The organism is Promicromonospora kroppenstedtii DSM 19349 (genome assembly GCF_000515355.1).
In the GTDB taxonomy this organism is placed as follows: domain Bacteria; phylum Actinomycetota; class Actinomycetes; order Actinomycetales; family Cellulomonadaceae; genus Promicromonospora; species Promicromonospora kroppenstedtii.
The window spans coordinates 1358-3719 of the sequence record NZ_KI911658.1 but is presented as its reverse complement, the minus strand read 5'-3'; the positions used below and the strand labels follow the sequence as shown (position 1 = coordinate 3719).

The following is a 2362-nucleotide window of genomic DNA, read 5'->3' as shown; positions in this document are numbered from 1 at the left end:
TGCCGCGTGCGAACCGGGCGCGGCCCCGTACGCCCCCTGACCCGTCCCGGCGCCGTAGGCCCCCGGGTCGTAGCCCTGCTGCCCGCCCCGGTAGTCCAGCTCGGCTCCGGCCGCGTACTGGGCCTGGTATCCGGCGGGGTGCGCCGCCGCCTGCCGCGCGTCGTGGCCGGGTTGGTAGGCGGGGTAGGCGCCCGTGTTCACCTGCTGCGCGGCCGGCTGCCACAGGTCGGCCGGGGGGTTCGGCGAGTCGAACGACGGCGTCGCCCCGGTCAGCTCCTGTGCCGCCTGGTTCTGCGCCGCGAACAGCGCCGACGCCCCGGCGTCGGGCTGGACGCCGTTGAGCTCGCCGTGGATCCGCCCGGCGAGGTTGGCCGCGATCGCGAACCGCAGCGGCGCCAGGGAGTCCACCGACATGGTGCCCGTCACCGCGGGCGGCGGGAGGAACGCGAAGACCTCGTCGTCGGCCAGCCGCATGCCCTGGCCGAGCGCGGCGTTGAGCGTCTCCTCCAGGAGGTACTCGGCGCGGCCGTCCTCGGTCTCGAGGTCGGCGAACATCTCGTCCATCGTGCCCCACCGGCGCTCCAGCGTGCCCTCGACGGTGTCGAGGAACCACCAGCCGTCGTGCGACTCCAGGAAGAGGTCGCCGAAGCAGGAGGCGAAGCGCGGGGTCTTGTCACCCGTCCCTATCCACGACCAGGACGACAGCGCGAACTCGTAGGCGTCAGGTGCGAATTCTCGGATCAGGTGCACCTGGCGAATGTTGCCATGCTCACACTCCGAGCAAAAGGGGCGTACTGGATATGTAACGATTCGGCTCATCCGTTTCACCCGAATGTTTCCTCCCGGAAACACCTGGCGACCCCAAGATGGCGACGAGCACACGCGGCTCACGTCCCGCTCGGCCCGGGGCCCCCTTGAGCATGTCCGCACCCAGGAGCACGGCCAGGAGGTCGCCGAGGCCGCGCTGATCGGCGCCGCCCTCACCCTCGCCCGTGCGCTGTCGACGACGCCCGGCGCCACGGACATGAGCCAGCACGTGCCGGCGATCGGTACGGTCGCCCCATGACGTCGGAGAGCAGCTCGAGTTCGGAGGCCAGCAGCATGGGGGCCAGCAGCACGGAGAACAGCGTGAGCGCGAGGATCAGCCCCGGGTCCCGGGGCGAGATCGACCGGATCGAGCGCACCGACCCGCCGGCCGCAGCCGACGAGGTGACGATGCTGCGGTCCTTCGTCGACTTCTACCGGGCCACGATCCGGCGCCAGTGCGCGGGCCTGACGGCGGAGCAGCTGCGCACGCCGCACCCGCCGTCGACCATGACGCTGGCCGGGATGCTGAAGCACCTCGCCTACGTCGAGGACGTGTGGTTCTCGGTACGCCTGCGGGGCAACGATCCCGCGCCGCCGTGGGACGCGGTCGACTGGTCCGCGGATCGCGACTGGGACTGGAACAGCGCCCTCGCGGACACCCCGGAGCAGCTGGTCGCCCTGTTCGACGACGCCGTGGCCGCCTCCGAGCGGATCCTCGACGAGGTCGTCGGCGCGGGCCTGGACCAGGAGGTCGCGCGGCCGTCGGGTCACGCGGGCCATGGCGGGCGCATCACGCTGCGCTGGATCCTGGTGCACATGGTCGAGGAGTACAGCCGGCACGCGGGTCACGCCGACCTGCTCCGCGAGGCCCTGGACGGCGCGACCGACCTGTAGCGCCGTCTGCTCCCGGCCCCCGGGTCAGAACAGCAACCACGCGAGGTCCGCGGCCTCCAGCACGATCCAGAACCGGAGGAACCGGCCGACCAGGCCGGTGCTGACGAACAACCACATGCGCACGCGCAGCACGCCCGCGACCACGGACATCACCATGAACGGCGGCAGCCCCGCGAACGCCGAGGTGAGCAGGACCAGCCCGGTGTAGACGGGGCGGCCCTCGGTGCGGCCACGCCAGCGGGTCATCGCGGCCTCGATCCTGGGCGACTCCAGCTTGCTGCGCAGCCAGGGCAGCCGGGTGGTCCCGGCGCCGGCCCAGTACCACAGGAGCTTGCCGGTGACCTGCCCGACGGCGGCTACCGCGGCCAGCACGACGCTCGGGTAGGTCTGGTCGGCGGCGGCCACCGCGAGGTAGGCCTCCAGGGCCATGAACGCGGCGACGGCGGCGCCGGCCGAGTAGAAGAAGGTCGAGACGAGCAGCATCGGACCGGGTCCGCCCTCAGGTCTCGGGGCTCGGGGTGGTGGCCGGGGTCACACCGGGACGTTAGCGCCTGCTGCCACGAGCTGCCGAATCAGTGCCTCGGCGGGCGGCGCGGGCGGGCCGACGGTGAGGGCCATGACCCGCCGCTTCGCGCCCGGCAGGGGAGCCGTGGCGATGCCC

Annotated in this window: 4 protein-coding genes; 2 read left to right on the top strand and 2 right to left on the bottom strand. The window is 72.6% G+C overall.

Annotation, left to right across the window (positions count from 1 at the left end; translation table 11 throughout):
• The coding region (locus tag PROKR_RS30700; protein ID WP_051432893.1) for a T6SS immunity protein Tdi1 domain-containing protein at positions 1 to 750 on the bottom strand (750 nt) is incomplete at its 3' end.
• Positions 751 to 832: 82 nt separating this feature from the next.
• Here PROKR_RS30700 and PROKR_RS11555 point away from each other — a divergent pair.
• Both PROKR_RS11555 and PROKR_RS11550 read left to right on the top strand, forming a co-directional pair.
• Positions 833 to 1066, top strand: a complete 234-nt coding sequence (locus PROKR_RS11555; RefSeq protein WP_036963300.1) for a hypothetical protein — start codon at positions 833 to 835, stop codon at positions 1064 to 1066.
• Positions 1067 to 1128: 62 nt separating this feature from the next.
• Entirely contained in the window at positions 1129 to 1701 is a 573-nt protein-coding gene (locus PROKR_RS11550; RefSeq protein ID WP_084800388.1) for a DinB family protein, read from the top strand.
• Between the two features lie 24 nt (positions 1702 to 1725).
• Here PROKR_RS11550 and PROKR_RS11545 read toward each other — a convergent pair whose 3' ends face one another.
• Positions 1726 to 2184 (bottom strand): hypothetical protein, encoded by a 459-nt coding sequence (locus PROKR_RS11545; protein WP_036963298.1) that lies wholly within the window; start codon positions 2182 to 2184, stop codon positions 1726 to 1728.
• Positions 2185 to 2362: the final 178 nt, after the last annotated feature.

Coding starts and splice junctions, on each gene's coding strand:
- PROKR_RS11555 (WP_036963300.1), top strand. CDS start 833: ATGTTTCCTCCCGGAAACACCTGGCGACCCCAAGATGGCGACGAGCAC.
- PROKR_RS11545 (WP_036963298.1), bottom strand. CDS start 2,184: ATGCTGCTCGTCTCGACCTTCTTCTACTCGGCCGGCGCCGCCGTCGCC.